The organism is Streptomyces sp. NPDC001514, from assembly GCF_053597075.1.
In genome coordinates this window covers 137,307-160,470 of sequence record NZ_JBSFHO010000010.1, presented here as the reverse complement: position 1 = coordinate 160,470, position 23,164 = coordinate 137,307, and the positions used below count along the sequence as shown (strand labels likewise).

Below are 23,164 nucleotides of genomic sequence, written 5' to 3'. Positions count from 1 at the left end.
CGGCTGAGGTACGTGGGGATGCTGATACGCGTACCCACTCCCGCTCCCGCGGACTTCCGTCACCGTCCGCCGCCACCTACGGTGAGGTCCATGGCATCGATTCCGACCCCTTCCGCAGAACCCGACGACGCCCCCGAAACGTATGTCGGTCTGGACGCCGACCGGGCGGAGCGCCTTGCCCGCAGCCGGGGGTGGAGCACCGTCAGATCGCTGCCGCCGGGCGCCATCATCACCATGGAATATCTGGTGGGCCGACTGAACTTCGAGGTCGACGGCGGCAGGGTCATCCGCTGCTGGAAGGGCTGACGCAGTCTGACGTGGCCTCAGCTGTGCGTCCCGCCGCCCGCACATGGTGAAGGCCCCGACCTCGGTCGGGGCCTTCACCATGTGCGGGGGACAGGCTGTGCGTACCGTCCCCCGCGGATATGACGGAGCCGTCAGCCGCTGCCGGGCACCGGCCGTGAGCGCGGCGGCCGGCGGCTGCCGACCGGGGCGACCGGATTGGGGTGCGGGGGGTGGGGCGTGTGCACGCCGTGCCCCGAGCGCACGACCGCGTGCGGGCGTGACTGCGTGAGCTGCGCGGTCGCCGTGGCAGTCGTGGCAGCCGTGGTGGCAGCCGCCGCACCCGCGCTCGGCGTCCGGCCGCCGCTGCTTCCCGCGCCCACCTGCCTGCGCACCGGCTCGCCTTCCTCCGTCGCCACCCGCTGCGGATATATGGCGGGCCGCGGACCACCCGAGGCGACCGGAAGCGAAGGCGCCGGCAGACGGCGCGTCCGCAGCTGGTCGCGCACCCGATCGCGCAGCGACAGGATGAAGTCCTCGGCGCGTCCGATCACCGGCTCGCACCAGGGCAGCGCCAGCAGGATCACCAGCCCGGCCGCCCAGCCGAGCAGGACGTCGCTCAGCCAGTGCGTACCGAGGTAGACGGTCGTGAGTCCGACACCCAGGGCAACCACGGCGGACAACGCCGAGAGATAGCGCCGGGCCAGCGGGGTGGTGGCGAGGTAAGCCAGGATTCCCCAGGTCACGACGGCGTTCGCGGTGTGGCCGGAAGGAAATATATCGCCGCCGGCGAAGAGCTCGGCGGAGCCGATCTCCGTCGCGTAGTGGGGACCGAGCCGCCCGAGGCCCAGCTTGACCGATCCCACCGTCGCGTTCAGCAGCAGCAGCGCGGCGCCGAGCGCCAGCAGGGGCCGCAGGGTGTGCTGCCGCCAGGAGCGCCAGCCCAGCCAGGCCGCCACCATCACGGCGGTGGGGCCGCGCTGGCCGAGCACCACGAAGTAGTCCAGAAACGCGTGCAGCTCCGGCCACTGCTGATACGGCCGGAAGAGCATGACCTTCCAGTCGAGGGTCACCAGCCAGGACGAGACGAGCACGGCGACGACGATGGCGAGATAGAACGCCGACGTCCCGCCGAAGAGGGCGAGACGGGTGCGGCTCATCCGCGGGATCTCTATCTTCGGCGGCTCCGGCTCCCGGTCCAGACGGGCAAAGATGTCGGTACGCACCCAATCGACGTTACAGCGAGTGAGTGTGGGGCCAGGCCGATCCCGGCTGTTCGTGATGACGATGTGATGTGGAGTATGTCTCAGCCGCACATTCATTCCCGGTCGCAGTCGAAATGGAAGTGACCTTGTGCCCTATTGCTGAGGTGGCCTTCTCCGTAAGTGTGTTTGTACGCGGGAAAACAGTTCACGCGATTGCCGCACGGAATTACGGGGCCGTTCGGAGCACAGCGGGTACCACTCCCTGGCGCGTCGGGCGTGGCGTACGCCACACCCCGCGGCCCGTCGAGGTGAGAGGTGCGCCACGCGCCACCGGCCCGGACTCGCGTACGCTGGCTGATCACTCGCCCGTCGATGCCGGGCCGCCCAGCGGGCCCCGCCCCGGCTGGCCCACCGACGCGAGAGACTCATGGGAGGTACGTGGATGTTCGGGACGATCACGGCCGGAGCACGCCCGCGTGCCACCGGTGGCGGTGTCAACCGCTGGGTCGTCCTTCTCGTCCTCTGCGTCAGCCTGCTCCTGGTCGCGCTCGACGCGACCGTGCTCCATGTCGCCGTGCCGGCCGTCACCGAGGACCTCCGCCCCAGTGGCGTGGAGCTCCTCTGGATCGTCGACGCGTACCCCCTGGTCTGCGCCTCGCTGCTGATCCTCTTCGGCACGCTCGGTGACCGTGTCGGCCGCCGACGCGTGCTGCTGCTCGGTTACGCGCTCTTCGGCGCGGCGTCCGCCGTCGCCGCCCTCGCCACCACCCCCGAGGTGCTCATCGCGGCGCGCGCCCTCCTGGGCATCGGCGGCGCGATGATCATGCCCGCGACGCTCTCGATCCTCCGTGCCGTCTTCCCCGACCGGCGCGAGCGGGCAACGGCCATCGGCATCTGGACCGCGGTCGCCGCCGTCGGCGCCGCCACCGGACCGGTGCTCGGCGGCTTCCTCGTCGAGCACTTCTGGTGGGGCTCGGTCTTCCTGATCAACATTCCGCTGATGGCGCTGATCCTGCCGGTCGGCCGCCTGCTGCTGCCCGAGTCCAGGGGCAGCGGCGACGGCCCCTGGGACGTGGTCGGCGCGCTGATGGCCGCGGCCGGTGTGCTCGGCATGGTCCTCGGCGTGAAGCGTCTCGGGGTCGGCCACGGCCTGCTGGAGCTCCGCACCGCGGGCCCGCTGCTCGTCGGAGCCCTGCTCCTCGTCCTCTTCGTACGCCGCCAGCGACGCCGGGCACATCCCCTCATCGACATGCGGATGTTCCACCGGGCGACCTTCTCCACGGCGGTCGGCTGCATCGTGCTCGCCATGCTGGCGCTGGTCGGCCTTGAACTGATCGCCGTCCAGTACCTCCAGCTGGTGCTCGGGCTGAGCCCGCTGGAGACCGGGCTGCGGCTGCTGCCGCTCACCTTCGCCGCCATGGCGGCCGGCGCGACCGGCTCGTACACCCTGCGCCGCATCGGCCCGCGCCGGATGGTCGGGTGGGGCTTCGTGGCGACCGCCGCGGCCGTGCTGCTGCTGACGCTGATGGGGCATGACGACCGGCCGCTGCTGCTCACCGCCGGGTTCGTGCTCCTCGGCTTCGGGCTGCAGACCACGCTCTTCGCCGCGTACGAGTCGATGCTCAGCGAGGCGCCCGCCGCGCAGGCGGGCGGGGCCGCTGCTATCGGCGAGACGTCGTACCAGCTCGGTGCCGGAATGGGCATTGCGCTGCTCGGCAGCGTCATGAACGCCGCGTACGCCCCCGGGCTGACGGATGCCTCCGGCGTGCCCGGCGCCGCCCGTACCGCCGCGGCCAACTCGCTCGGAGAGGCCTATCAGGTGGCGGCCGCGCTGGGCGGACCCGCGGGGGACGCTCTGCGGATCGCGGCGCGGTCCTCGTTCGTGCACGGTCTGCACGTCACGCTGCTGGTGAGCGCCGGGCTGCTGTTGCTCGGGGCGCTGGCGGCGCTGCGGCTGCCGAAGGAGATGGACTGCGCGGCCCAGCCGGCGAAGCTGCCCGAGCAGGCGACGCACCAGTCGCACGAGCCACACCAGTCGCACGAGCCGCGCAACTCGCATGAGCCGGCCGAGTCCCGCGACCACGTGACCGTCCCGGCGCGCCGCGCACCCGCGGAGGCGGCGGGTGCGGCCGGCGCTGGACGCGCGGCACACTGAGCCGTAACGTCGGCGCCGAGCATTAACTAACACCGCTAGGTTTTGCCAGCGCCGTGCGAGCCGCCGGAGGCACCCTCATGTCCGCATCCTCGAAGCTGCCGCCCTTCGACCCCGCCGACCCCCTCGGCATCGACGACCTGCTGGACCCCGAGGATCTCGCGATCCGCGACACCGTCCGCACCTGGGCCGCCGACCGCGTGCTGCCGCACATCGCCGACTGGTACGAGCGCGGCGAACTCCCCGGCATCCGCGAGCTCGCCCGCGAACTCGGCTCGATCGGTGCGCTCGGCATGTCCCTGACCGGCTACGGCTGCGCGGGCGCCACCGCCGTCCAGTACGGACTGGCCTGTCTCGAGCTCGAGGCCGCCGACTCCGGTATCCGCTCCCTCGTCTCCGTACAGGGCTCGCTCGCCATGTACGCGATCTGGAAGTACGGCTCCGAGGAGCAGAAGCAGCGCTGGCTGCCGTCCATGGCGGAGGGCTCGACCATCGGCTGCTTCGGGCTGACCGAGCCGGACCACGGCTCGGATCCGGCCGGAATGCGTACGTATGCCAAGCGCGACGGCGGCGACTGGGTGTTGACGGGCCGCAAGATGTGGATCACCAACGGGTCGGTCGCCGGCGTCGCGGTGGTCTGGGCACAGACCGACGAGGGCATCCGCGGCTTCGTCGTGCCGACCGACGCGCCAGGCTTCTCCGCCCCCGAGATCAAGCACAAGTGGTCTCTACGGGCGTCCGTCACCAGTGAACTGGTCATGGACGACGTGCGGCTGCCCGCCGATGCCGTACTGCCGGAGGTCACCGGGCTGAAGGGCCCGCTCAGCTGTCTGAGCCACGCGCGCTACGGCATCGTCTGGGGCGCGATGGGCGCGGCCCGTTCCAGCTTCGAGGCGGCACTCGACTACGCGAAGACGCGCGAGCAGTTCGGCAAGCCCATCGGCGGCTTCCAGCTCACCCAGGCCAAGCTCGCCGACATGGCGCTCGAACTGCACAAGGGGATCCTGCTCGCCCACCACCTCGGGCGGCGGATGGACGCCGGGACGCTCCGCCCCGAGCAGGTCAGCTTCGGAAAGCTGAACAACGTACGGGAAGCGATCGAGATCTGCCGCACCTCGCGCACGATCCTCGGCGCCAACGGGATCTCGCTCGAGTACCCCGTGATGCGGCATGCGACGAACCTCGAGTCGGTGCTCACTTACGAGGGCACCGTCGAGATGCACCAGCTGGTGCTGGGCAAGGCGCTCACCGGTCTGGATGCCTTCAGGTAGGCGAGGAGCTACCTGGGGGCACCGGAAGGTACTGCGCGAGCGCCCTGCTCAGCTCTGGTTGCTGCATTTTCCGGGGGCACCCCCCGGGCCCCCGGCCGAAAACCATCCCGGCCTCAGCTCTGGTTGCTGCATTTTCCGGGGGACACCCCCCGGGCCCCCGGCCGAAAACCACCCCGGCCTCAGCTCTGGTTGCTGCATTTTCCGGGGGGCACCCCCCCGGACCCCCGGCCGAAAACCACCCCGGCCTCAGCTCTGGTTGAAGAAGCCGTCGGTGGTCCTGCCCGACGTCTCCCCGCTGACGATCTCCGTGTCGGCGGGGGTCAGCAGGAAGACCCGGGTCGCCACGCGCTCGATCGAGCCGCGCAGGCCGAAGGTCAGCCCGGCCGCGAAGTCCACGACACGCTTGGCGTCGGTGGGCTCCATGGACGTGAGGTTGACGATGACCGGGACGCCGTCCCGGAAGAGCTCCCCGATGGCGCGTGCATCACGGAAGCTGTCCGGCGAGATGGTGGCGATCCGGCGACCCTGCTCCAGCGCCGACTCGGAGGCCACCCGCACCCGCGGGTCGGTCACCCACTGGTCGGCAGCTCCCGCACCCTCGGCGTACTCGTCGTCGTAGTACCGCTCGTCGTTGTCCTCGACGAGCCCCAGCCATGCACTCGCCTTGCGCACCGATGCCATGGACGCCTCCTTTCACCGCGGTCACTTGTGGTTCCGCATCCCTATGGTCGTCCATGATGCGGATCGCGCGCCAAGTGGATAGTCGCCGCGCAGGGGTTTCGTGACGTACCTGGTGCAGAAGATGTGGCGATTCGTCAAGATTCCTGCTGCGTACAGGGCCTGAGGGCGCCTCATAAGCCTCATATCGGAGCAAAATATAAATGTCGGGCCGGATGGGTGACGCCGTGGGCGTACGGGTGAACGCATCGGCCGGTACGATGCCCGCCCGCGCACTCGAACGACTCTCGGGGGAACGTCGTGTTCGGCATCGTCAGACCCTGCACCCATCGGCTCACGGACGGCCTCAAGACGGAATGGATGGCCCATCTCTGCGGGCTGTGTCTGGCACTTCGCTCCGACCACGGCCAGTTCGCCAGGGTCGTCACGAACTACGACGGGCTCATCGTCTCGGTTCTGACGGAGGCTCAGACGGCGCGTACGGCGGAGCTGCGGCGCACGGCGGGGCCCTGTCCGCTGCGCGCCATGCGCACCGCGCCGGTCGCTCGCGGTGAGGGCGCCCGGCTGGCCGCCGCGGTCTCGCTGGTGCTGGCGTCGGCGAAGGTGCGGGACCACGTTGCCGACCGGGACGGGTTGTTGGCGCGCAGGCCGGTGGCCGCGGCGGCCCGTCGGGTGGCGCTCAGCTGGGACCGGGCGGGTGCACGGACCGGGCGGGAGCTGGGCTTCGACACCGCGGTCCTGGTCGACGCCGTCGACCGGCAGACCGGGATAGAGGCCGTGGCGGGGCCCGGGACGTCGCTGCTGGCCGTCACCGAGCCGACGGAGACGGCGACCGCGGCCGCCTTCGCGCACACCGCCGTGCTCGCCGGGCGGCCGCAGAACGTCGCACCGCTGGCCGAGGCGGGCCGGCTCTTCGGAAGGCTCGCGCATCTGCTGGATGCCGTGGAGGACAGGGAAGCTGACGACGCGTCGGGAGCCTGGAACCCGCTCACCGCGACCGGCACCTCGTTGGGCGAGGCGCGGCGGCTCGCGGACGACGCGCTGCACGGCATCAGGCTCGCTCTGCGCGACGCGGAGTTCGTCGACGACAAGCTGCTGCATGTGCTGCTCGCGCACGAGCTGCGGCGGTCGGTCGACCGGGCGTTCGGCACGACGACCTGCTCGCACCAGGGGTACGGGCAGCAGCCGCCGCAGGGGAACCCGTACGCCGGTGGCGGCCACCCCGGCGGCGGTCCCTACGGGTCGAACAACCCGTACGGCGGCGGCGCGGGCATGCCCGGCGGCCCCGGCGGCCCCGGGGGACCCGACGGGCTGCCGCCCCGGTTCGGGGGCGGCGATCCGCACAGGCCGCAGCCGCGCGGCTTCTGGGCGGGCTGTGCGGCCTTCATCGGTCTCTGCTGCACATGCAGGATCTGCTGCGCCGAGGAGTACGAGGGTCCGTGGTCCCGCAAGAAGCGTGAGGGCTGCTGCCACAAGTGCGACTGCGACTGCCCGTGCGACGGCTGCGACTGCTGCTGCCCCTGCGACGGCTGCTAGGCCGCGCGCGGCGGCTTTTCGGGGTCTGGGGCAGGTCCCCAATGCCCCGGCGCGTACCCGGCACTGTGCGGACGGCTCGTCCGTCCGTCCTCAAACGGCGGACGGGCTGAGAAGGAGTCCGCCGAGCGTGTGTGGAGCGAATTCCGGCCGTCCCGGGGAAGTGGCGCGAGGACAGTGACGAGGTCGTGCTGACCGCCGCCGACGTGGACGGGCCCACGCTCGACGGACAGCCCCTGACCGGCCAGGTCCGGCTCGGCGGTCGACCACGCTCGCGGTGCACACGTCGCGCGTCGCGCACGGCGGGCGCCGACTGGTCGTACTGCGCCGCGAAGGACCGTTCGCGGTACGCGACTTCGACCCAGGCGCCCTGGCGCGCCGGGCGTTCGACGGCATCGAGGCGACGCCGTACGACCCGCGCCGGGCCGTGCCCGGCACCTTCCACGCGTACGCCGGAGTCCGCACCGTACGGGTCGAGAACGCCGACGGACAGGAGCGCGGTCCGGCCTGTCCGGCGAGATCGTCTTCGAACCCGGCGGCACCGCGCTCAGCCTCCAGGTCGCCGTCCGGTCCGCCGGCTCGCTGTGGGCCGTCTTCGCCGACGCGACCAGCGGGAAAGCAGTCACCGCTTCCGCTTCCTGCGCTCCGCGCAGCCGGCCTGAGGGTCCATCCGGACGAAGTCCGGGGGAGGCTCCGTGACTGTCGACTTCAGCCGGGCGACACTGCCGCCGTGTGCCTTCGCCGATCACTTCATCTGTCCCTACCCACCCCCTGGCAACACGCTCCCCGTGGAGATTCCGGCCGGCGAACGGAACCTGCTCGCCCCCTGATCCGTCTCATTGGCAGAAGCACAACCAGCCCCGGCCGGAGCACGACCGCCCGGGGCCCTTCGGCGTGGAGCGCCGCAAGCGGCCGAAAGGCGCCCTTGCGAGGGTTGTTGACGCCCCGAATACTCCCGAGCAGCGCTTGTCAGGGGCACGGCGGATCCGCAATCCGGACATTCGCCGACGTCTCCTGACTGCGCCTCACGGGCCCGTCACCCCACAGTCGGGCCCCCGATTCCCCTCGGGAGGAACGAGAAGTGAGGATCAAGCGCACCACCCTCAGAAGCGGCGTCGCCAGACGCATCCGTCTGCTCGCCGTCACCACCGGCCTCGTCACCGCCGCAGCGCTGGCCGTCCCCACCGCCAGCGCCGACGAGGCACCCCGCACGTTCAGCGCGACGCAGCTCTCCGCCGCGAGCGACGCCGTGCTCGACGCCGATGTGGCAGGTACCGCCTGGCACATCGACCGGGCGACCAACACCCTGGTCGTCACGGCCGACTCCACCGTCTCCAAGGCCGAGCTCGCCAGGATCAAGCAGGAGGCGGGCACCAACGCCGCCGCGCTCCGCATCGAGCGCACCCCCGGCACGTTCTCCAAGCTGATCTCCGGCGGCGACGCCATCTATGCGAGTAGCTGGCGATGCTCACTCGGCTTCAACGTCCGCAGCAGTTCCGGTACGTCGTACTTCCTGACCGCCGGCCACTGCACCGACGGCGCGGGCACGTGGTGGTCCAACTCCGGCCACACCACCGTCCTCGGCTCGACCGCGGGCTCCAGCTTCCCGACGAACGACTACGGCATCGTCCGCTACACCAACACCTCGATCTCCAAGCCGGGCACCGTCGGCAGCGTCGACATCACCAGCGCGGCCAATGCCACCGTCGGCATGTCCGTGTGTCGCCGCGGCTCCACCACCGGCACCCACTGCGGCTCCGTCACCGGCCTCAACGCCACGGTCAACTACGGTGGCGGTGACATCGTCTACGGCATGATCCGCACCAATGTGTGCGCCGAGCCGGGCGACAGCGGCGGCCCGCTCTACTCCGGCAGCCGGGCCATCGGCCTGACCTCCGGCGGCAGCGGCAACTGCTCCTCCGGCGGTACGACCTTCTTCCAGCCGGTCACCGAGGCCCTCAGCGCGTACGGCGTCAGCGTCTACTGATCCGGGCGTCGTTCACCGATCCGGGCGTCCACTGATCCGAACACGCCAGAGCCCCCGCCCGACTCTTGGGTGGGGGCTCGACGTATTGCACACTTTTGAGAGGATGGCAGAGCGGTCGGCCACAGAAGGATCGGGGGGCGGATGAAGCGCATCGGAGTGACCGGCCACAGAAGCATCCCGCCCGAGGCGATGGCCCATGTCCAGGCCGTCATGAAGGCGACGCTGTGCGGGCACGAGGGAGCCATGGAGGCTCTCTCCAGCCTCGCCGAGGGCGCCGACCAGCTCTTCGCCGACATCGCCCTGGACTGCGGCGCCGCACTGACCGTGGTGATCCCGAGCAGCGACTACGAGGAAGGGTTCGCCGACCCGGAAGCGCTGGCCTGCTACCTCCGGCTCAAGGGCCGCGCCAGCCAGGAGGTCCGGATGGCCTACCCGCACTCCACGGACGAGGCCTATTACGCGGCCGGTGCCTATATCGCCGACAACTGCGACCGGCTGCTCGCCGTCTGGGACGGCCGCCCCGCCCGGGGGCTCGGCGGTACCGGCGACATCGTCCGGTACGCGCGCGAGCGGGGCAAGCCTGTCACCGTGATCTGGCGGGACGGCGTCGAACGCGGCTGACGCCGCTCTCGCAGCCTCCGGAGTGCATGTCAACTGCGGTGCCGCACCAGCCAGTCGGTGTGCTGCGGAGAGACGATGCGCTCCGTTTCGTATACGGCCGACGGCCACTGCTGCTCGGTCACCGAGGTCTCCATGGCGATGTGGATCGCCGCCAGATCCTCCTCCACGAGCGAGTGGGCCGCGATCAGCGGCTGGTGCCGGCGGATCTCGCTCCACGCCAGACACGCGGCAGCCGCGGCCGACAGCAGCCCGAGCGGCTCGGCAGAGTCCGTCACGGCGAAGGTGCGCAGGGTGCCGAAGAACAGGGCGAGCAGCGTGAGCAGACCGATCGTGATCTGCCACAGCAGAGTGGCGCGCCGGGAGACCTCCGTGCGCCGGTGGTACCAGTTGCGCTGCTCGATCAGCCGGTCCCGTACGTACGTCTCCTTGCGTACGCTGAATACCTTCTCCCGCAGCAGCCGCATCGGCGTGGTGATGAGTTCCGCACCGGCCGCGCTCTCCCCGCTCTCGCGCGGGTCCACCCAGCCCACCTTGCGCAGCTCGTGCAGGCCCTCTTCCAGCCGGGTGGTGAACAGCCGGTCCGGGTCAGGGGCGTTGGAGTCGAAGGGTGAGCCGTGCACCGCGTACCGCCAGCACATGGAGCGGATGAACTCCGCGGCGGAGCGGTTCAGTTGCCAATGCGACTTTGCTCGATGGCGGGATCCGCGGAAGCTGACCACCAGCACGCCCGCGTACGCCAACGCGCTGAGCGCGCCCATGAGTTGGAAGGAGTCGCCGATCGTTCCCCGCCACGGCAGCGCAGCCAGGGCGGCACCGAGGACGAGGAGGAGCAGCTGCAGCCGGGTGCCGTTGACCGACTCCCGCTGCCGTGAGATGGCTGTCTCGTCCGTGCGGTGAAAGAGAACCGGCAGATCAGCGTTTCGGAAGACCATACTTTGCAGATGTCCGGGAACCCCGGTCATGCGCACCCCCATCAGCAGATTTGGCTTCACTCGTTCGATGGAATGGCTTGTTCCGTACGGAGTGGGGAATACTCGCGCAACGCTTTTGTTTCAGCTGTACGTGCCGAGTTGCTGTGGGTGGCCATGAGAGTAAAGTCGTGCCGCCGACACTGCAACGGTGCGGTACCCCTGTTAGCACAAGATGACCTAGGACGGCCGTCGTGACCTTCCAGACCTCAGCCACCTTCGCCGCCGCGAAGAAGAATCGTGTGCCTGTCACCGAGATCGACGTGCGCGGCGCCGATGCCGCCAGGAAGCTGGGTCGCGTGCGTCCCGCTGCCGTCGACCGCTCCGCACGGGTGTCGAGTTTCAACTCGGCCCTCTAGTCCGGCTCCAGGCCGCCCGGCCTGACCCTAGACTGGTGGAATGACAGGACCCCTGGTCCCATTCCGCGAGATCGTTCTCAAGGTCCACAGCAGATGCGATCTCGCATGCGACCACTGCTATATCTATGAACACGCAGATCAGAGCTGGCGTACCCGCCCTAAAACAATCTCTGACGAAGCGATTCTCTGGACGGCCCGGCGACTGGCCGAGCACGCAAGGAACCATGCACTGCCCTCCGTGTCAGTGATCCTGCACGGAGGGGAGCCATTGCTGGCGGGCCCCGCCCGGTTACGACGGATCTGCGAGGAGCTGACGAAAGCCCTCGACGGCGTCGCCGCGCTCGACCTGCGGATTCACACGAACGGCCTGCAGCTCAGCCCCCGCTATCTCGACCTCTTCGACGAGTTCGACGTCAAGGTCGGCATCTCCCTCGACGGTGACAAGGCGGCCAACGACCGCCACCGCCGCTTCGCGGACGGCCGCAGCAGCCACCCCCTGGTCATCCGGGCCGTGCAGCTGCTCAGCCAGGACCGCTACCGCCATCTCAACCTCGGCCTGCTCTGCACGATCGACGTGGCGAACGACCCCGTCGCCGTCCATGACGCGCTGATGGAGCTCGACCCCCCGCGCATCGACTTCCTTCTGCCGCACGCCACCTGGGACGAGCCGCCCCCGAGACCCAACGGCTCGCCCACGGCGTACGCCGACTGGATCCTCACCGTCTTCGACCGCTGGGACCGGCAGGGCCGTCGCGTTCCGGTGCGGCTCTTCGAGTCGGTCCTCTCCACGCTCTCCGGCGGTCCCAGCCTCACCGAGTCGCTCGGCCTCGCCCCCACCGATCTCGTCGTCGTCGAGACCGACGGCACTCTCGAGCAGGTCGACTCCCTGAAGAGCGCCTACGAAGGCGCCGCCGCCACCGGCTTCGACGTCTTCACGCACTCCTTCGACGAGGTCGCGGCCCATCCCGGCGTGCGTGCACGCCAGCTCGGCCTGGCCGGCGTCAGCGAGACCTGTCGCCAGTGCCCTGTCGTACGTTCGTGCGGAGGCGGCCTCTACACCCACCGGTACCGCACCGGCACCGACTTCGACAACACCTCCGTGTACTGCACCGACCTGGAGGCCCTGGTCCGCGGCATCGAGCTGCGCACCGCCGCCGCATCCGTGTCACCCGCGGTGACCGACGACGCGGCCCTCGGCACCGAACAGCACGAGCTGACCTGGCTGCTGCTCGCAGGCCTCAACGACGAGCTGGCCGGGCGGGGCGGCGAGGACTGGGACCGCGCCTGGGAGCTCACGGGCGCCGTCGAGCGCTCCGAGGGGGGCGGCCTCGACGAGGTGATGGCTCATCCGTACACGCGCAGCTGGCTGCTCGACGCCCTGGACGCCCTGCAGGAGGAGCGGCCGGGCGCCACCACGGCCCCGGCCGCCCGGCTGTCCGCGTCCGTCGCCGCCGCCGTCGTACGGGGCGGGCCCGATCTGACCGTGCACGTGCCGTACGACGGCGGTGTGCTGCTGCTGCCGGCCCTCGGCGAGCTGCGGTTCACCGACGCGGGGGAGCGCGGCACCGCGGAGGTGCGGCCCGTCGAGAAGGGCTTCCTGGTGCGGGCGGGCGGCGTCGAGCGGCGCATCGACCGGCTCGACGAACCGGCCGCCGACTGGTCGCCCGTGCGCCGGCTCGGCCGGGACGGTGCGCCGGACCTCGCGATCGACGACCTCGACCCGTACCGGAACTGCTTCGGCGTACCGGTCCTGCCGCGGCTCGGCCTCGACGCGGCGGCCCACTGGACCGGACGGCTGGCCGGCGCCTGGAGCCTGCTGCGGGAGCGGGTGCCGGAACAGGCCGAGTCCGCCGCCGGATCGCTGTCCACGCTGACCCCGCTGGCCCCCTCGGCCGGTAACGGCCCCTCGGTCGGCCGGCACGGGCTCGGCGCGCTCGGCCTGCCCTTGCGCGCTGACGTGCGGGAGCTGGCGCTCGCGCTGCTGCGCGGCCACCGGCGGGCGCGGCTGAGCGCCCTGCTCGATGTCACCGACCTCTATGCCGGGGACGGCTGGTGGAGCCATCGGGCCCCGTGGCAGGAGGCGCCGGTTCCGGTGTCGGAACTGCTGGCAGGGGCCTTTGAGCGGGCAGGGCTCGCCGCCTTCGAGCCGGGCAGCGCCGAACAGGCCCTGCAGGCCGTCGAGACCCTGGAGCACGCGCCGGAACTGACCGTCGACGGCAAGCGCCTGCTGGCGCGGCTGGGGGAAGAGGCGGCCCGTGGCGCCTGAGGGGGACGGGCTCGCACACGGGCTCGCGGAGCTCGGGCTGTCGGCGGGGGACGTGGTGCTCGTCCACGCCTCGCTCAGTGGCACCGGCCTCGACGCCGCGACGCTGCGCGAGGCGCTGCTGACGGTGTTGGGGGAGGAGGGCACCCTGGTGGTGCCCGCCTTCACCCCTGACAACTCGGACACGTCCAGCGCCCATCTGCGGCGGGTGGCCGGTATGACACCCACACAGGCGGCGGCCTTCCGGGCCACGATGCCGGCCTTCGACCCCGCCACGACGCCCTCCACCGGTATGGGCCGGTTGGCCGAGTCCGTACGGACCGCTCCGGGCGCCGTCCGCAGCACGCATCCGCAGGTGTCCTTCGCCGCGCTGGGACGACGGGCGGAGGAACTCCTCTCCTCACACCCCCTGAACTCCCATTTCGGTGAGGACTCCCCGATGGGGGCCTTCTACCGGGCGGGGGCACGTGTACTGATGATCAATGTGGGCTTCTCCGTCTGTACCGCCTTTCATCTCGCGGAATACCGCATCGGTGCGCCCAAGCGGCGCTATCGCTGTGTGGTGCGTGGGGCGGACGGTCCGGAATGGACGGAATACGAGGACACCGCGCTGGACGACAGCGATTTCGGGATCATCGGAGATGCGTTCGATGCCATCGAAGGGAATCGGGAGCAGAAGGGACAACTGGGAAGAACGGCCGCAAGGTTGTTCTCGATCAGGGATGCGGTGGACCACGCCGTGGCGTGGATGACCGAAAAGCGGCCCTGATTGACTGACCGATGGGGGGATGAAGCACGGTCTGCTCCGGAATGATTAATTCGCTCGCACCTCATCATCCGTGAGTGCGGGTGTTCACACAGGACCAGGACGGGGGTCGTGTGCAAGCGTCATCGCAACATCGAGCGGCGGACCATCGGCCGTACTTCTTCTTGAGCTATGCGCACACGCCGAGGTACGCAGCCGGTGGCCCCGACCCCGATATGTGGGTCGAGCGGCTGTTCAGTGATCTGTGCGGCCATGTGATGGCCATGACCGATCTCCCGGCCGGTGCCCCGGCCGGATTCATGGACCGGGACATACGCTCGGGCGAGGGCTGGTCGGAGCGGCTCGGTGAAGTACTCGCCACCTGTCGCGTCTTCGTACCACTCTTCTCACCGCGCTACTTCGCCAGCGAGATGTGCGGGAAGGAGTGGTACGCCTTCGCCCAGCGGGCCATCTACCACCAGGCCAAGAGCAACCGGCCGGCCGAGGCCATAGTGCCCGCCCTGTGGGTGCCGGTGCCGCCCGAACAACTCCCCGGTCCCGCCGAGCGGTTGCAGTTCAACCACCGCGCCTTCGGGGACCGCTATGTCACCGACGGCCTCTACGGGCTCATCAAACTCCGCATATTCGCCGAGGAGTACGAGCGCGCGGTCTACGAACTCGCCAAGCGCATCGTCAGCGTCGCCGACACCGCCGGGGTCGGGCCCAGCAGGCCCCTCGACTACCGGCAGGCGCCCAGCGCCTTCGGCACACCCAACCCGTCGGACTCCCGCACCAGCGGGCCCCGTCCCATTCAGGTCACGGTCGCCGCCCCCACCCGGCACGAACTGCCCGAGGGACGCGACCCCGCCTACTACGGAGACATGCCGCAGGACTGGAATCCGTACCACCCGGACTCGGCCCGAGCCCTCGGCTATGTCGCACAGGACCTGGTCCGCTCCCTCAACTACCAGGCCACCGTGACGTCCTTCGACCTCGACGCCTCCCCCGGAGACGCCAAACAGCCCCCGGTCCAGCCCGAGTTGCTGCTCATCGACCGCTGGGCCCTGGAGGACGAGGAGAGACGGGCACGGCTCGCCGCCTTCGACGCCGAGCACCGCCCCTGGGTCAGCGTCGTCGTCCCCTGGAACCGGGACGACCACCAGAGCCGCGCCGCCGACAGCGAGCTCACCGCCAAACTCGAGGCGACCCTGCCCACCAAGCTGAGCCAGGGCCGTGCCGCCTGCCGGGCCGCCGCCCGCGGCGTACCCAGCATGGAAGCCTTCGGCCAGATCCTCCCCCAGGTGGTGGAAGCCGCCGCCCAGCAGTACCTGAGACACGCCCAGGTCTATCCACCGGCCGGCGGCAGCCACACCGAACGCCCCCGGCTGCGCGGCCCGATGGCCGCCGAGTACGCCACCACGCACTTCACCCACGACATGCTCGACCAGGCGCCCGATGCGGAGGACACGGATGACAGCCAGTCGTGACGGACGCATCGTCACCTTCTACTCGTACAAGGGAGGCACCGGCCGGACGATGGCCATGGCCAACACGGCCTGGATACTCGCCGCGAACGGCAAACGGGTCCTCGCCGTCGACTGGGACCTCGAAGCCCCCGGCCTCCACCGCTTCTTCCACCCCTTCCTCGACCCCTCCACGCTCGGCGCCACCACCGGTGTCATCGACCTGATCACCGAATACGCCTGGGCCGCCACCAGCCCCGTGCAGCGCCCCGACGACTGGCACCGCGACTACGCGCGCATCCAGCCGCACGCCGTCTCCCTCACGCCCGAGAACCTGGGCTGGGAGTTCCCCGAGGGCGGCACCCTCGACTTCGTCTCCGCGGGCAAGCAGAACCGCGAGTACTCGGCGACCGTCTCCACCTTCGACTGGGACAACTTCTACGACCGCCTCGGCGGCGGGCACTTCTTCGACGCACTGCGCGACGACATGAAGGCCAACTACGACTACGTCCTCATCGACAGCCGCACCGGCCTCAGCGACATCGCCGACATCTGCACCGTCCATCTGCCCGACGTCCTCGTCGACTGCTTCACCCTCAGCGACCAGTCCATCGACGGCGCCGCCGCCGTCGCCCGCCAGATCGACGAACGCTACAGCGGCCGCGGCATCCGGATCTTCCCCGTACCGATGCGCATCGACGAGGGCGAGAAGGAGAAGGCCGACGCCGGACGGGCACTGGCCCGCCTGAAGTTCGACCGCTTCCCGACCGGCCTCGCCGGCGACGAACTCACCTCCTACTGGGGCGCGGTGGAAATCCCCTACCGCCCCTACTACGCGTACGAGGAGACCCTGGCCACCTTCGGCGACGAGGCGGGACTGACCAACTCCCTGCTCTCCGCCTTCGAGCGGCTCACCTCCGTCATCACCGACGGGGAGATCACCTCCATGCCCGCGGTCGGCGAGGAGGTCAGGCTGCGGATCAGGGACGCCTTCACCCGCCGCCGCCCCGCCCTGCCCGCCGATCTCTTCCTCAGCTACGTCGCCGAGAACCGGATGTGGGCCGACTGGATCGAGTCCGTCCTCACCCGCGCCGGCTTCCGCGTCGTCCCGCGCGACGTCTCCGCCGAACCGCCGCAGGACGGCACGGCCGCGCACGCCGCCGAGACCGCCGCGCGCACCGTCGTGCTCCTCTCCAGCGCCTACCTCAAGTCCACGCGTGCCATGGAGGTGTGGGAGCGCGCCGCGTCCGAGGACCCCGGCGGCGGCCGGCGCCATCTGCTGCCGCTCCGCGTGGGCGACGTACGCCTCACCACGCCCTACATCGACCGCAACCCCGTCGACCTCTTCCGCCTCGACGAGGTGCACGCCACCACCGCCCTGCTGCGCGCCCTCGATCGGCCCGTGCAGCTCGCCGACGGGGTCTCGCCGGGGCCACGCTTCCCCGGCACCGTCCCCAAGATCTGGAACGCCCCGCCCCGCAACCCCGGCTTCACCGGCCGCTCCGTCGTCCTGGAGCGGATGCGCGACCAGCTCGGCGGCGGAATGGCCGTCGTCCTGCCGCAGCCCCAGACGCTGTACGGACTCGGCGGTGTCGGCAAGACCCAGGTGGCGCTGGAGTACGTGCACCGCTTCATGGCCGACTACGACCTGGTGTGGTGGATCTCGTCCGAGCAGCCCGACGACGTCGTCGCCGGGCTCGCCGAACTCGCCGTCCGGCTTGGTGCCCAGGGCGGTGAGGACATGGCAGCGGCCTCCCAGGAGGCCGTCGATCTCCTGCGACGCGGAGTACCGACGTCGCGCTGGCTGCTGGTCTTCGACAACGCCGACGACCCCGAACAGCTGAAGAGGTTCTTCCCGACCGGCGGACACATCCTGGTCACCTCAAGGAACCAGACCTGGTCCCAGTACGGTGACGCGCTGCCCGTCGACGTCTTCCTGCGCGAGGAGTCCATCGAGCATCTGCAGCGCCGCGCCCCCGGACTGACGATCGAGGACGCCGACCAGGTCGCCGCCGCCGTCGGTGACCTGCCGCTGGCCGTCGAGCAGGCCGCAGCGTGGATCGCCGAGACCGCGACGCCCGTCGCCACCTATCTGGAACAGCTGGCCCAGCAGGCGCCGAGCGTCCTCGCGCTCAACCAGCCCGCAGGCTATCCCGAGCCGGTCGCCGCGACCTGGAACGTCTCCATCGAGCGGCTCAAGGAACGCTCGCCCGCGGCCGTGCGGCTGCTCCAGCTCTGTGCGTTCTTCGCACCCGAGCCGATCTCCGCGAACCTCCTCTACAGCAAGGAGATGATCGAGGCCCTCAAGCCGTACGACGCGTCCCTCCAGGAGAAGCTCGTGCTCGGCCGGGTCATCCGGGAGATCGGCCGGTTCGCCCTCGCCAAGGTCGACCAGGTCTCCAACTCCATCCAGGTGCACCGGCTGGTGCAGGCCGTCATCAGGGCCCAGCTCAGCGAGGAGGAGCAGATGGACGCGCGGCACGCCGTCCACCGGATCCTCGCCGGCGCACGCCCCGACGACGACGAGCCGATCGACAACCCCGAGACCTGGCCGCGGTTCAACACCATCTGGCCGCACCTCGGCCCTTCGGAGGCCCGCTTCTGCAAGGAGCCGGAGACCAGGCGGCTGCTCATCGACCGTGTTCGCTATCTGTGGAAGCGCGGCGACTGGCAGACCGCGGGAGCGCTCGCCGAAGAACTGCGCGACACCTGGCGGGAGATGCTCGGAAACGACGACCTGCAGTATCTGTACCTGCGCTTCCACCTCTCCAACATCCTCCGCTCACAAGGTCGTTATGTGGAGGCGCGGGAGCTGGACGAGGTGACGCTCGAGCGGCAGCGGGCCGTGCTCGGCGCCTCCCATCCGCACACCTACATGACCACGTCCGGTCTCGCGATGGACCTCGGCACGCTCGGCCAGTACGGCAAGGCGATGGAACTGGCCACCGAGGCCCACGAGGGCTTCAGCCAGATCTTCCACGAGTCCCACCCGCGCACCCTGGCCGCCGCCAACAACCTCGCGCTGAACCTGCGCATGGTCGGCCAGTACGCGCGCGCCCGCGAGATCGACCAGGACGTCTTCGACCGGCGCACCGAGGTGCTCGGCCCCGAGCACCCGTACACCCTCTCCTCGGCCACCTCACTCGCCCGTGACCTGCGGGAAGTCGGCCGGTACGAGGACTCGGTGGCGCTGCTCTCGCGGACGTACGACGCCTACAAGGAGACCCTCGGCCGGGCCTTCCCCGGCACGCTGGCCGCGGCGAAGAGCCTTGCCGTGTCGCTGCGCAAGGCCGGCAGGGCGGAGGACGCGCGCCGGCTCACCACGGCGACGCGCAACCGCTATCGCGCCAAGTACACCTACGCCCATCCGGACTCGCTGGCCTGCGATCTGAACCTGGCGGCCGATCTGTTCGCGGCCGGGGAGCCCGTCGCCGCCAGAGACCTGGCGCAGGAGGTCGTCGACCAGTACCGGGAGGTGCCGGGCGAGAAGCACCCGTACACCCTCGCCGCGATCAACAACCTCGGCATCTACCACTGGGGCTGCGGCGCCCCCGACCTCGCGGAGGAGCTGCTGCAGCCGGCCATCAGGAGGATGACGGACATCCTCGGCAGCGCCCACCCGCACACCCTGTTCTGCACCGTCAACCTCGCCAACGCCCGCGCGGACATGGGCGAACTGGAGGCGGCACTGGAAACCGAGCGGCGCGCGGTCATGAAACTCCGCGAGGTGCTGGGCGCCCACCACCCGGAGACCCTCGCCGTCGCCTCCAACATGTGCGTCACGCTCGGCGCGCTGGGCCGCAAGGACGAGGCGGCGGTACTGCGCGCGGAGACCGTCGAGGAGCTGGGGCGGCTGCTGGGCGACGACCATGTGATGACGAGGATCGCGCGGGACGAGCGCAGGATCCACCGGGACCTGGAGCCGCTCGCTGTCTAATCGTGGCTCGGTTCACCTGGCCGACCGGGGTCGTCCTCCAGCAGCCAGGTGAGGATCCTGGGGAGGGCGTGCAGGGCATCGAAGTGCGCGGCGGCCGGTTCCAGTACGGCCGTCGCGCCCGGGATGCGCTCCGCGAGCCAGCGGGAGTGGCCGACCGGCGAGAAGACGTCCTTCTCGCCGTGCCACAGGAGCACGGGCGGCTTGATCTCGGCCGGGTCGAAGCCCCAGGGGCTGCAGAAGGCGAGCGCGTCGTCGATCCAGCCGTACGCCGAAGTGCGCAGCGCCTCCTGGTAGTTGCGCAGCAGCATCGCCCGTACGCCGGCGTCCGCGACCACCATCCGGTCGGAGTCGGTCAGCTCCCGGCGCAGATCGTCGAGGAGCCTGACCGGATCCCGGCGGATCTCGTCGGAGCGGGTGATGAACCGGGCGGTGAGCCCGTCCGGGTCGGCGGTGGCCCTCGTGTACTCGAGGACGTTGGAGGCGGCCATCCCCTCGAACCAGTCGAGACCGTCCGCGTCCCGCGGCGCCAGCGTGACGAGTGCGGCGGCCCTGGTCACCCGGTCGGGCATCAGCGCGGCGCAGGCCAGGGCGTGCGGCGCGCCGCCCGAGCGGCCCACCACGGCGAAGCGGTCGAGCCCCAGGGCATCGGCGATCGCCCGTACGTCCTCGACGACATCGGCCACACTCCGGCCCGCCAGCCGGTCGGAGCCACCGTAGCCGGGGCGGTCGTACGCAATCAGCTGCATCCCGCGCTGGTAGAGCACCATGCCGCGCGGGGCCGGGCCCAGCCTGCTGCCCGGGGTGCCGTGGAGCAGGAAGACAGGTCTGCCGCGCGGATCCCCGATGCGCTCCACCATCAGATGCCGCCCGTCCGATGCGCGCACCCGACGTCGCAAACCCCCGCCTCCTTAGCCGTGCGGTCCGTGTGTGCATTGCTGTTGGGCGCCGTGCTGTTGGGCGCCGCGATGCTGTGTGCTGTCTGCAGCAATACTGCCTTGGCATTCCCCGCCCCTTAGATGATTACCCATCAGCGGGGGGAAGCGGAGTGTCGCGCAGCGGCGAAATCCGGACAGGACTAGTCCTCACACGCCGCCCACCGACTGATCGCACCTGGTGTTCGCAAACGAAACCGCCGGTGGTGACCGGTGGTTGTGAACGAACAGGGGGCGCATTCGAGTGGTCGTGTGCGCGTCCTGAAGTCGACCTTGTGTGCTGCCGACGGGTCTCGGAATAGTGGGCGCCCCATCCTCCGTGTGCGGTCACCCCACTTGACCGTACGCGGCCCCCACAGGAGGTCGACGTTGAAGCACCGACGCATATCCAAGAAGCGCGCGACGATGGCAGGTGGAGCCGTCGCCGCGCTCGTGGCCGCGGGAGTCACCTTCCAGACTGCGAACGCCAGTGTGGAAACCCCCGAGTTCACGGTCAAGACCCTGACGGCGACGGCGGCCGGAAACCTCGCATCGACGCTCGGTCAGGAGCTGGGCGGCGACGCGGCAGGCGCGTACTACGACGCCGAGACCAAGGCCCTCGTGATGAACGTTGTTGACGAGGAGGCCGCCGCGTCCGTGCGCGAGGCGGGTGGCAAGGCCAGAATCGTCCGGAACACGCTGGCCGAGCTCACGTCCGCCCGGAAGACGCTCACCGACCGCGCCACCATCCCCGGCACCTCCTGGGCCACCGACCCCGTGACCAACAAGGTGGTCGTCACCGCCGACCGTACGGTCGACGGCGCCGACTGGACCAAGCTCCAGGAGGTCGTGAAGGGACTCGGCGAGAAGGCGGAACTGAAGAAGACGGCGGGGGAGTTCAAGCCCTTCATCGCCGGCGGTGACGCCATCCACAGCGGGGGCGGGCGCTGCTCGCTCGGCTTCAACGTCGTCAAGGACGGCGCCCCGCACTTCATCACGGCCGGCCACTGCGGCGAGGCCGGCAGCGAGTGGTCCGAGTCCGCGGGCGGGCCCGCGATCGGCACGATGGTGGACTCGCAGTTCCCCGGGAACGACTTCGCGCTCGTCAAGTACGACGGCGACACCGAGCACCCGAGCGCCGTGGACCTCTACAACGGCAGCTCGCAGGAGATCACCCGGGCGGCCGAGGCGACGGTGGGCATGCAGGTCAGCCGCAGCGGCTCCACCACCCAGGTGCACGACGGCGAGGTCACCGGCCTCGACGCGACCGTGAACTACGGCAACGGCCAGATCGTCAACGGCCTCATCCAGACGAACGTCTGCGCCGAGCCCGGCGACAGCGGCGGCTCGCTCTTCTCCGGCGACTCCGCGATCGGCCTGACCTCGGGCGGCAGCGGCGACTGCTCCGCGGGCGGCGAGACGTTCTTCCAGCCGGTGACGGAGGCGCTGGAGGTCTTCGGCGCGCAGATCGGCTGACGCCGGCGGTCGAGGGGTGCGGGTCACCTCTGGCACCCCGTACCCCTCGGTCTGCGCGGCGTCGGCGCGCAGACCGAGGGGTATCCCCGCTGTCGGATCGGCCCGTCAGGGCCGGGCCGGGCCTTCGTCGTGCGTGGCGCGCAGGGCCTGGCGGGCCGACCAGAGGACCGACACCAGCGGTACGGCCACGACCGCGCCGATCACTCCGGCGGCGACGGCCCCGCCGATGACCGACAGTGCGACGACCACGGGGTGCAGCCGGACGGCCCAGCTCATCACGATCGGGTGCAGCACATGCCCCTCGATCTGGCCGATGATCACGATCAGCGCGATGACGACGGCCGCGATGACCGGCCCCTTGGCCGCCAGCGCCACCACGGCCGCCACGGCGAGGGCGATGGGCGAGCCGATCAGCGGAATGAAGGCGGCGAAGAACTCCAGCAGGGCGAGCGGCACGGCGAGCGGCACACCGAGGACGTAGAGGGCCACGCCAACGAGCACCGCGTTGGTCGCCGCCACGAGCACGATGCCGTGCGTGTATCCGGTGAACGTCCGCCAGGCCGCGTGGCCCGCCACCGACACCCGGTCCCGCACCGACACCGGAAGCTGGACGCAGAACCAGGCCCACTGCCGGTCGCCCGAGTGGAGGAAGAAGACCGAGCAGAACAGCGCCAGCGCGAGTGTCGTCAGCACCTCCACCAGCCGCCCCGCGCCGCTCAGGGCCGTACTGATGACCGTCGAACGATGCCTGGACAGGAACCGGCCGATCCGTGACTGGACGTCCGTGAGCGCCTCCGGGTTCAGCCGGAACGGCGGCTGCTCCAGCCAGCGTTCGATTCTTTCGACCCCGTCGCCGAACTCCCGCTGCAGTGAGGCCCGCTCTCCGGAGACCGTCTCGCCGACCAGGGCCAGGATGCCGAGGACGACGACGATGCTGCCGATCAGCGCGACCGCGACGGCGAGCGGGCGCGGCAGCCTGCGTGCCAGCAGATCGGTCACCGGCCGGAGCATCGCGGTGACGACGAGCCCGAGGAAGACGGCGACGGCGAGCTCGTGAAAGCGCCCGAGGACCGAGAAGACGGCGTACACCAGGGCTCCCACGATCAGCAGGCGCCAGGAGTAGGCGGCGGCCGTGCGCAGGGCGGGCGCGACCGGCGGCTCGCCGCCCGTGCGCCCCGGCAGCTGCCCGTCACCACCTCCCGGCACGCCCCGACTCGTACCACCCGGGGCGCGGCGGCCAACGTGCCGGGACCGACATTCCCCCGATGGCACCCAAGCCGCCGACGGCACCCAGAACCGCCGGGACCCGGCGC

The 23,164-nt window shown here is 70.5% G+C and carries 17 protein-coding genes and 1 pseudogene; 13 read left to right on the top strand and 5 right to left on the bottom strand.

Annotated features, from left to right (window positions below; all coding sequences use genetic code 11):
• The first annotated feature begins 90 nt into the window (after window positions 1-90).
• Window positions 91-306, top strand: coding sequence for an I78 family peptidase inhibitor (locus tag ACWCXB_RS13765; protein WP_450722330.1), 216 nt, complete (start codon window positions 91-93; stop codon window positions 304-306).
• Between the two features lie 131 nt (window positions 307-437).
• On the opposite strand, the gene ACWCXB_RS13760 is transcribed toward ACWCXB_RS13765, so the two are convergent.
• Window positions 438-1,508 carry a phosphatase PAP2 family protein gene (locus tag ACWCXB_RS13760; RefSeq protein ID WP_450722328.1) on the bottom strand — a complete coding sequence of 357 codons (1,071 nt, stop codon included), beginning with the start codon at window positions 1,506-1,508 and terminating at the stop codon, window positions 438-440.
• A 421-nt stretch (window positions 1,509-1,929) separates the two neighbouring features.
• On the opposite strand from ACWCXB_RS13760, the gene ACWCXB_RS13755 reads away from it, so the two are divergent.
• Together ACWCXB_RS13755 and ACWCXB_RS13750 are read left to right on the top strand one after the other, a co-directional pair.
• A complete protein-coding gene (locus ACWCXB_RS13755; RefSeq protein ID WP_450722327.1) occupies window positions 1,930-3,642 on the top strand; it encodes an MFS transporter in 1,713 nt (570 codons plus the stop codon).
• 77 nt (window positions 3,643-3,719) lie between these two features.
• Window positions 3,720-4,910, top strand: a complete 1,191-nt coding sequence (locus tag ACWCXB_RS13750; RefSeq protein ID WP_450722325.1) for an acyl-CoA dehydrogenase family protein — start codon at window positions 3,720-3,722, stop codon at window positions 4,908-4,910.
• Between the two features lie 246 nt (window positions 4,911-5,156).
• Here ACWCXB_RS13750 and ACWCXB_RS13745 read toward each other — a convergent pair whose 3' ends face one another.
• Window positions 5,157-5,591 (bottom strand): cell division protein SepF, encoded by a 435-nt coding sequence (locus tag ACWCXB_RS13745; RefSeq protein ID WP_450722323.1) that lies wholly within the window; start codon window positions 5,589-5,591, stop codon window positions 5,157-5,159.
• A 297-nt stretch (window positions 5,592-5,888) separates the two neighbouring features.
• Here ACWCXB_RS13745 and ACWCXB_RS13740 point away from each other — a divergent pair, with 297 nt between their 5' ends.
• The 4 genes and pseudogenes from ACWCXB_RS13740 (at window position 5,889) to ACWCXB_RS13725 (ending at window position 9,729) form a co-directional block, all read left to right on the top strand.
• Window positions 5,889-7,124: a DUF5685 family protein gene (locus ACWCXB_RS13740; RefSeq protein WP_450722321.1), complete on the top strand. Its 1,236-nt coding sequence runs from the start codon at window positions 5,889-5,891 to the stop codon at window positions 7,122-7,124.
• A gap of 137 nt (window positions 7,125-7,261) precedes the next feature.
• Window positions 7,262-7,951 (top strand): annotated as a pseudogene (locus tag ACWCXB_RS13735) (DUF1684 domain-containing protein); the annotation flags it as partial.
• A gap of 251 nt (window positions 7,952-8,202) precedes the next feature.
• On the top strand, window positions 8,203-9,108 hold the full coding sequence (locus ACWCXB_RS13730; protein ID WP_450722319.1) for a S1 family peptidase: 906 nt from the start codon (window positions 8,203-8,205) through the stop codon (window positions 9,106-9,108).
• Window positions 9,109-9,249: 141 nt separating this feature from the next.
• Window positions 9,250-9,729, top strand: a complete 480-nt coding sequence (locus tag ACWCXB_RS13725) for a hypothetical protein (RefSeq protein ID WP_450722317.1) — start codon at window positions 9,250-9,252, stop codon at window positions 9,727-9,729.
• Window positions 9,730-9,758: 29 nt separating this feature from the next.
• Here ACWCXB_RS13725 and ACWCXB_RS13720 read toward each other — a convergent pair whose 3' ends face one another.
• Window positions 9,759-10,661 carry a DUF4231 domain-containing protein gene (locus ACWCXB_RS13720; protein ID WP_450722315.1) on the bottom strand — a complete coding sequence of 301 codons (903 nt, stop codon included), beginning with the start codon at window positions 10,659-10,661 and terminating at the stop codon, window positions 9,759-9,761.
• Window positions 10,662-10,891: 230 nt separating this feature from the next.
• Between ACWCXB_RS13720 and ACWCXB_RS13715 the strand changes: the two genes are divergently transcribed.
• From ACWCXB_RS13715 to fxsT, 5 genes are all read left to right on the top strand, one after another.
• Window positions 10,892-11,056 carry an FXSXX-COOH protein gene (locus ACWCXB_RS13715; RefSeq protein WP_351232986.1) on the top strand — a complete coding sequence of 55 codons (165 nt, stop codon included), beginning with the start codon at window positions 10,892-10,894 and terminating at the stop codon, window positions 11,054-11,056.
• Window positions 11,057-11,096: 40 nt separating this feature from the next.
• Window positions 11,097-13,322 carry a radical SAM/SPASM protein FxsBH, inactivated beta-hydroxylase extension form gene (fxsBH, locus tag ACWCXB_RS13710; protein WP_450722313.1) on the top strand — a complete coding sequence of 742 codons (2,226 nt, stop codon included), beginning with the start codon at window positions 11,097-11,099 and terminating at the stop codon, window positions 13,320-13,322.
• Window positions 13,312-14,088, top strand: coding sequence for an aminoglycoside N(3)-acetyltransferase (locus ACWCXB_RS13705; protein ID WP_450722311.1), 777 nt, complete (start codon window positions 13,312-13,314; stop codon window positions 14,086-14,088). Before fxsBH ends, ACWCXB_RS13705 begins: the two co-directional genes overlap by 11 nt.
• 110 nt (window positions 14,089-14,198) lie before the next feature.
• Entirely contained in the window at window positions 14,199-15,551 is a 1,353-nt protein-coding gene (gene fsxC / locus ACWCXB_RS13700) for an FxsC protein (RefSeq protein ID WP_450722309.1), read from the top strand.
• Complete coding sequence (gene fxsT / locus ACWCXB_RS13695) at window positions 15,535-19,464, top strand: FxSxx-COOH system tetratricopeptide repeat protein (protein WP_450722307.1); 3,930 nt, start codon at window positions 15,535-15,537, stop codon at window positions 19,462-19,464. Before fsxC ends, fxsT begins: the two co-directional genes overlap by 17 nt.
• Here the strand turns inward: fxsT and ACWCXB_RS13690 are convergent.
• Window positions 19,461-20,360, bottom strand: coding sequence for an alpha/beta fold hydrolase (locus ACWCXB_RS13690; RefSeq protein ID WP_450722305.1), 900 nt, complete (start codon window positions 20,358-20,360; stop codon window positions 19,461-19,463). The two genes, fxsT and ACWCXB_RS13690, sit on opposite strands and share 4 nt — an antisense overlap.
• A gap of 405 nt (window positions 20,361-20,765) precedes the next feature.
• Between ACWCXB_RS13690 and ACWCXB_RS13685 the strand changes: the two genes are divergently transcribed.
• Window positions 20,766-21,851 carry a S1 family peptidase gene (locus ACWCXB_RS13685; RefSeq protein WP_450722303.1) on the top strand — a complete coding sequence of 362 codons (1,086 nt, stop codon included), beginning with the start codon at window positions 20,766-20,768 and terminating at the stop codon, window positions 21,849-21,851.
• Window positions 21,852-21,956: 105 nt separating this feature from the next.
• Here the strand turns inward: ACWCXB_RS13685 and ACWCXB_RS13680 are convergent, their stop codons facing one another.
• On the bottom strand, window positions 21,957-23,123 hold the full coding sequence (locus ACWCXB_RS13680) for an AI-2E family transporter (RefSeq protein ID WP_450722301.1): 1,167 nt from the start codon (window positions 23,121-23,123) through the stop codon (window positions 21,957-21,959).
• Window positions 23,124-23,164: the final 41 nt, after the last annotated feature.

Excerpts from the sequence above, each read along its gene's own strand:
- ACWCXB_RS13765 (WP_450722330.1), top strand. The coding sequence starts at position 91 with ATGGCATCGATTCCGACCCCTTCCGCAGAACCCGACGACGCCCCCGAA.
- ACWCXB_RS13750 (WP_450722325.1), top strand. The coding sequence starts at position 3,720 with ATGTCCGCATCCTCGAAGCTGCCGCCCTTCGACCCCGCCGACCCCCTC.
- fxsT (WP_450722307.1), top strand. The coding sequence starts at position 15,535 with ATGACAGCCAGTCGTGACGGACGCATCGTCACCTTCTACTCGTACAAG.
- ACWCXB_RS13755 (WP_450722327.1), top strand. The coding sequence starts at position 1,930 with ATGTTCGGGACGATCACGGCCGGAGCACGCCCGCGTGCCACCGGTGGC.
- ACWCXB_RS13745 (WP_450722323.1), bottom strand. The coding sequence starts at position 5,591 with ATGGCATCGGTGCGCAAGGCGAGTGCATGGCTGGGGCTCGTCGAGGAC.
- ACWCXB_RS13720 (WP_450722315.1), bottom strand. The coding sequence starts at position 10,661 with ATGGTCTTCCGAAACGCTGATCTGCCGGTTCTCTTTCACCGCACGGAC.
- fxsBH (WP_450722313.1), top strand. The coding sequence starts at position 11,097 with ATGACAGGACCCCTGGTCCCATTCCGCGAGATCGTTCTCAAGGTCCAC.
- ACWCXB_RS13725 (WP_450722317.1), top strand. The coding sequence starts at position 9,250 with ATGAAGCGCATCGGAGTGACCGGCCACAGAAGCATCCCGCCCGAGGCG.